8 protein-coding genes are annotated in these 5,394 nt (G+C 39.0%); 2 read left to right on the top strand and 6 right to left on the bottom strand.

The features are described from left to right. Nucleotides 1-198: 198 nt before the first annotated feature. The 3 genes from F6K20_RS40815 to F6K20_RS22715 form a co-directional block, all read right to left on the bottom strand. Nucleotides 199-525 carry a hypothetical protein gene (locus F6K20_RS40815; RefSeq protein WP_008181119.1) on the bottom strand — a complete coding sequence of 109 codons (327 nt, stop codon included), beginning with the start codon at nucleotides 523-525 and terminating at the stop codon, nucleotides 199-201. A 476-nt stretch (nucleotides 526-1,001) separates the two neighbouring features. Continuing rightward, nucleotides 1,002-1,343 (bottom strand): XisI protein, encoded by a 342-nt coding sequence (locus F6K20_RS22720; protein ID WP_008181118.1) that lies wholly within the window; start codon nucleotides 1,341-1,343, stop codon nucleotides 1,002-1,004. After that, nucleotides 1,331-1,750 (bottom strand): XisH family protein, encoded by a 420-nt coding sequence (locus F6K20_RS22715; RefSeq protein WP_008181117.1) that lies wholly within the window; start codon nucleotides 1,748-1,750, stop codon nucleotides 1,331-1,333. Before F6K20_RS22715 ends, F6K20_RS22720 begins: the two co-directional genes overlap by 13 nt. Between F6K20_RS22715 and F6K20_RS22710 the strand changes: the two genes are divergently transcribed. Continuing rightward, entirely contained in the window at nucleotides 1,749-1,997 is a 249-nt protein-coding gene (locus F6K20_RS22710) for a T3SS effector HopA1 family protein (RefSeq protein WP_287296113.1), read from the top strand. The genes F6K20_RS22715 and F6K20_RS22710 overlap by 2 nt on opposite strands. Nucleotides 1,998-2,314: 317 nt before the next feature. Here the strand turns inward: F6K20_RS22710 and F6K20_RS22705 are convergent, their stop codons facing one another. After that, nucleotides 2,315-3,466 (bottom strand): AZOBR_p60025 family cell surface glycopolymer formation protein, encoded by a 1,152-nt coding sequence (locus tag F6K20_RS22705; protein WP_287296111.1) that lies wholly within the window; start codon nucleotides 3,464-3,466, stop codon nucleotides 2,315-2,317. Between the two features lie 187 nt (nucleotides 3,467-3,653). Here F6K20_RS22705 and F6K20_RS22700 point away from each other — a divergent pair, with 187 nt between their 5' ends. After that, nucleotides 3,654-3,776, top strand: coding sequence for a hypothetical protein (locus F6K20_RS22700; RefSeq protein WP_287253967.1), 123 nt, complete (start codon nucleotides 3,654-3,656; stop codon nucleotides 3,774-3,776). A gap of 113 nt (nucleotides 3,777-3,889) precedes the next feature. On the opposite strand, the gene F6K20_RS22695 is transcribed toward F6K20_RS22700, so the two are convergent. Together F6K20_RS22695 and F6K20_RS22690 are read right to left on the bottom strand one after the other, a co-directional pair. Continuing rightward, complete coding sequence (locus tag F6K20_RS22695) at nucleotides 3,890-5,149, bottom strand: RNA-guided endonuclease InsQ/TnpB family protein (protein ID WP_287253965.1); 1,260 nt, start codon at nucleotides 5,147-5,149, stop codon at nucleotides 3,890-3,892. A gap of 144 nt (nucleotides 5,150-5,293) precedes the next feature. After that, nucleotides 5,294-5,394: F0F1 ATP synthase subunit gamma (locus F6K20_RS22690; RefSeq protein WP_287296114.1), on the bottom strand; the 101-nt coding region annotated here is incomplete at its 5' end.

Genomic DNA, 5,394 nt, shown 5'->3' with positions numbered 1-5,394 from the left:
AAAATGTAAGCTAATGCGCTACTTGAGGTGCTACTTGATGTGCCATAAGCTGTCACTCCTCAGCCGACTTAACTCAGATTAAACTAATGCTTACCTCTTTTATTAAAAACCTATTCGCGTAGCGTGGGCGTAGCGCATTAGCTGATAGCACCTCAAGTAGCGTGGGCGTAGCGCATTAGCTGACGAATTTCCGGTTTTTCATGAATGGGCAAGTAAATAGGTGATGCTTGCCAAGCTGGCACCAGCCATGAGGATATTTTTTAAATAGCTTAAATAGCGTTTTGAGTAACTGGTACTTAGTAATAGTAAGAAATAGATATCTAGGTATACACGAGAATAATCTAAATAATACCCTAAGATAGTCATGCTAGTCATTGAAAATAACACAGCATAAATAATTGCACTGATTAGGATAACCTTGTTTTCCCGCAGGGACTGACTGGCTAGCAGTATAGTGACTACAAAAGCTGCTATTAATAAGGCAAATGAATAAGCTTCAAGGATAAAATACTCGCTTTTTGACATTATTTAGCTCGTTTGAAACGAAAGACGCTCTGCTACTCTAAATCCGTATAAATGCTGAGATTATGATTAGTCAACGTCCTAGAGTCATCTTGCGTGCTGATTGGATTGTATTGTTAAGCACCTAAACAAAATTAATTGCCTACTACCAATCTCTGTAACCCTTACATCGTAAGGCTTTGAGTTTTGGAAAATGTGTAATTAATTTTGTGCACCTGCTTAGATAAAGGAACATTGAGATTACAAGGGAATACCAAAAATTTGCAGCAATTGGAGGGTGAACATTTAGCGTTTTTAATACCTTGACCAGTCAATTGTGGTAATAGCAGTTATTTTTAATTGAATTAGGATAAAAGCATCACAATCATAATGTTTTGGTCTAAATAAAACTAAGGAAATTAACTTAAAGTAGTGCTGAAAGCCTTGCCTAGCAAGACTTTCAATGTGTAAGCAATTTTGCCTAGGTACTTAGTTTTGAATTAGGAAACGGCAAAGTCAGTTATTTTACGGCGTTCTAAGGTTTTAAAGGCAAGGACAATTTGTTGGGGTGAAATGCCTAGTTTTACCAGTTCGTTGGCGACTCCTTCTTCTGTGCCGTCTTGTTGAAGCCAAATTTTTTCGTTAATGATATCAATGTGAATCAAACTGCCGTAAATTCTTTGATTTTTGTGCCAACCTATTTCCATGAGGAGATAGTGATCTTTATTTTCGTCAATGATTAATTGAAGGTCGCTTTCGGGGTCATTTCCTAAAAATTCAACGTAGTCTTGTAAGACTTTGATAATGGCTTGTTTTAGATTAGTTTTGTTTAAGGTATCCATGTAATAAGCTCCTCTTGATTGACGTCAAAGGTAAAAATGCGAATTATTTTATCTTCGATTAAAACTTGTCCTGCTTCTTCTTCAAACACTGATGATCTCACATCTTCTGGAACAGCTAAATAGAGTTTTCTTTCGGGTTCGTAGCGTGCCAGTAGGTGTTCATACAAGACAAATTGACCCACTGCTTCCTCTAAATCTTTCATTTCTGATGCACTGCGGAAACTTTTGATTTCAACAGCAATTTTCTGGACACCTTTTTCCGCAGCAATGAGTCGTTCTGCCCCTAAGTCAATATATAAATTCTTTTTTCTAGTGAGTTTTAAACGATAGGGATCGTGGGTGATTGTCCAACCGTCTTTTTGAAGGGCATTGCGTACAATATCATGATAGTAGTCACGAACTGGCATGGTTATTGTTTTAATGATTAATTTATTTATCTTAATTGACTCTGACCATTACCGTTATGATTCGGGTATTCTTAAGTTAGCAAAAAGTGATTATCCAAGGGTCAAAAAGATTATTCATAGATGCTATGATGAATATCAAGCTTATTTTCAAAAGGAAGTGCTCCTATTTACTAAACCATTAGCACCAGGGCTGAGTATTGTAGAAGGGGTGCATCTCAATGCATGCAAAAACACTCTTCGGCAATAGAAAGCTAATATAATTTTATGACAATTACCCTTAATAAAAATCTCCCCCATCTCCCGATATTCCGCTCCTGGGAGGGGTTAGGGGTGGGTTCTTATCTCCCCCTCTTCCCACGCTTACCACTCTTACCACCCTCCCAACACTTACCACTCTCCCTCTAATTATGGGTATTCAACCTGACTTGATATTATTCATGATGTCGCTTTTTAGCCCAAAGTACACCTGACATTATATCTTTATTTATCGTGTTAAATTTTACATCTCAAATACAAACGCTAAATCAAATTTTTCCCAAATCTTCATTTCACATTTCCGGTTTTTCATGAATGGGCAAGTAAATAGGTGATGCTTGCCAAGCTGGCACCAGCCATGACGATATTTTTTAAATAGCTTAAATAGCGTTTTGAGTAACTGCTACTGAGTAATAGTAAGAAATAGATATCTAGGTATACACGAGAATAATCTAAATAATACCCTAAGATAGTCATGCTAGTCATTGAAAATAACACAGCATAAATAATTGCACTAATTAGGATAACCTTGTTTTCCCGCAGGGACTGACTGGCTAGCAGTATAGTAACTACAAAAGCTGCTATTAATAAGGCAAATGAATAAGCTTCAAACAGGTTTTTTACCCCTAGTCCTCCTGTGAGACTATCAATCAGCTTTTGACCTATGCCAAATAGGGGGTAGCCAAAATTTTCACTACCTTCTAGATTCTCTTGAGCCTCTAGACGATAGAAAACATACATAGCCCACCCAGCTACTGGTATCCAAGCCCATAATAGATGTTGCAGCTGCCGACCTTTGCGCTCCCATATACTGGTTAATAAAATTGCCAACCACATTAATAGCATTGTCTCCCTTGTCAGACAAGCAGCTGCGATAGCTATTGCTGTGTAAATCGGTTTTTCATTGCGATAAAAATAGATAGCTGTTACTAGCAGCAAGCTACTGATTAAATCAGCTGTTGAAAGGGATAAAACCATCCAAACTCCTGGTATAGAAAGAACCAGGAGTGAGGGCAAAGTTTGACCACTATATCGTTTCAGATATAAACTACTGACAAATACTATCAGAATAATAGCTAGACAGTTAATCCCAACCATTGCGTAGGGAATTAACTGGGGATTCCCAAAACCTAATAGATAACCTAGCAGTGGATACAGAATTCTTCTGTAGCGATATTTGGGAGGAGTAATGGCTTCTATTGTCCCTGAGTTTTCTAACCATGGATCGAGGGCAATAGTCAGAAACTGTTGACCATCATATCCCTGCTCTCCCTGATAAATCAATACTTTCTGACTATTGAGATAAGGAGAAATAGGAAATAGTGACCCAATTCTGAAAAAGCCAGTAATATTCCCTTCAAATTTGACAAAATAAAAGAAACTTACTATAACTAATACTAAAATAGCAGCCAATATTGTGTTTCTAATCTCAACCGGCTGCCGATTCCATAATTGTTTCATGATGTAATATCATTTTCGGTTGAACACTTATAATTAGTAGATAATAGGGAACAGGGAACAGGAAACAGGGAACAGGCGATGAGCAGGGAGATTACTTACAATAAGGAAGCTAAGTTTTTTGATAACTGATTATATTAACATGATATAATCCGCTATACCCTTTGTTACTATAGCTATTTATATCCTAATGAGGTACACATATTTTTTTCCCTCTTGCCTCTTGCCTCTTGCCTTTTGCCTCTTTTATGTTCCCTGTTCCCTGTTCCCTGTTCCCTGTTCCCTAAAACCCAGGAATGTGTACCTCACCTAATTGAAAAATGCTATAAACACTATAATTGCTTATAAAATTAGCAAAAAGTAAAAATGCGCCTGGTTAATTCCAGACGCGGGTAATCTTTGCAGCTGACGTTGACACTCCCCGTCCTAGAAGAACGGGGATTCTTTAATCAACGAGGTCACTTGCTCAGCCAAACCAGAGTCAGGCAAAGTAGAGGTGTCCTCTCCTAAAGCGTTCGGATCGATGATCCAGGTTCCGGTGTGCCCCACCGTACCCAAGGCTCTATTAAGGATGTTAATTGCGGCATTGTGATCGCGATCTAATTGACAACCGCATTTGCAAGTATGAGTTCTAGTTGATAGAGACTTTTTCACGACCTCACCGCATTCAGAGCAGTTTTGACTAGTGTAAGCAGGATTTACTGCAACAGTGACCCTACCAAATTTTTTCCCAAAATGCTCTAAGCATTTCCTGAACTGATACCAACCTGCGTCATTAATAGATTTTGCAAGACAGTGGTTTTTTACTAAGTTTCTTACTCTCAAATCTTCATAGGCAACCAAGTCGTTAGACTGGATTACGCAACGTGCGAGTCTCTTCGCATGTTCCTCACGCTGCCTACTTATTTTGAGATGCGTCCTGCCTAGTTTATTAATGGCTTTTCTACGATTGGCTGAGCCTTTCTTTTTGCGGGATACCCGACGTTGATAAAACTTAAGTCGCTTTTCCCCCGTTCGATAAAATCGGGGATTAGATTCTGAATTGCCATCAGAATCTGTGTAAAACTCTTTCAGTCCAACGTCTAATCCGATAGTTTTCCTTGATGGCTTTAGTTCCTCCTTGTTATCAACTGAGACACAAAACTGGACATAGTAGCCATCTGCTCTTTTTACTATCCTAACTCGCTTGATTTGTTTCTTATCGAAACGCCATAAGTCCCACTTACCTTTGAGTTTGAGCTTCCCAATTCCTTTCTTGTCAGTGAACGTGATTCGGCAAAGCCGACGCTTCGCGAACGACTTTTTGTCAGGGGATATTTTCCATCCTGACTGCTTGTATTCGACCGATCTACAATGCTTCTGGAATCGGGGGAACCCTTTCTTTCCAGGTACTTTCTTCTTGCAGTTTTCATAGAAACGGGCGTTCGCGTAGCGTGGCCTACGGCCAATCGATGACCATGCTCTCTCAGCAGCAGCCTGCCGAGCGGTCGAATTTAATTCATTGGCAAAAGAAAAGTTCTTAGCTAAGACTCTACAGTATTTATTTAAGTCGTATTTTGTAATCCCCTTATTGTCAATCCACAACCTAAGACAGGAATTGCGGACAAACTTAACAGTCCGGATAGCCTCGTTTATAGCTGAGTACTGACTATTTTTGCCGTATGCCTTAAATTCAAGAATTATCATCAGAAATCGACCTTTTCTGTTATATCATTATGCTAACGCGCCCAGCACAAATCGTCAAGTCTTAGCCCCAAAAAAAAAGCCGTCCTAGAAGGACGGGGTTTTAGACCCAATTTTTTTTGATAAAATAAATTAAATAAAATGAAATTAACCGAGTGCTTCAGCACCACCCACAACTTCCAGAATTTCCTGGGTAATTGCGGCTTGCCGTGCCTTGTTGTAGGTTAGGGTTAGTTTACCAGTCAGTT

Origin of the sequence: Moorena sp. SIO2C4 (assembly GCF_010672485.1) — a bacterium.
GTDB lineage: Bacteria > Cyanobacteriota > Cyanobacteriia > Cyanobacteriales > Coleofasciculaceae > Moorena > Moorena producens.
This window is presented reverse-complemented; position numbering and strand designations above follow the sequence as displayed.

Coding starts and splice junctions, on each gene's coding strand:
- F6K20_RS22705 (WP_287296111.1), bottom strand. CDS start 3,466: ATGAAACAATTATGGAATCGGCAGCCGGTTGAGATTAGAAACACAATA.
- F6K20_RS22720 (WP_008181118.1), bottom strand. CDS start 1,343: ATGGATACCTTAAACAAAACTAATCTAAAACAAGCCATTATCAAAGTC.
- F6K20_RS22710 (WP_287296113.1), top strand. CDS start 1,749: ATGGTTATTGTTTTAATGATTAATTTATTTATCTTAATTGACTCTGAC.
- F6K20_RS22700 (WP_287253967.1), top strand. CDS start 3,654: ATGAGGTACACATATTTTTTTCCCTCTTGCCTCTTGCCTCTTGCCTTT.
- F6K20_RS22695 (WP_287253965.1), bottom strand. CDS start 5,149: ATGATAATTCTTGAATTTAAGGCATACGGCAAAAATAGTCAGTACTCA.
- F6K20_RS22715 (WP_008181117.1), bottom strand. CDS start 1,750: ATGCCAGTTCGTGACTACTATCATGATATTGTACGCAATGCCCTTCAA.
- F6K20_RS40815 (WP_008181119.1), bottom strand. CDS start 525: ATGTCAAAAAGCGAGTATTTTATCCTTGAAGCTTATTCATTTGCCTTA.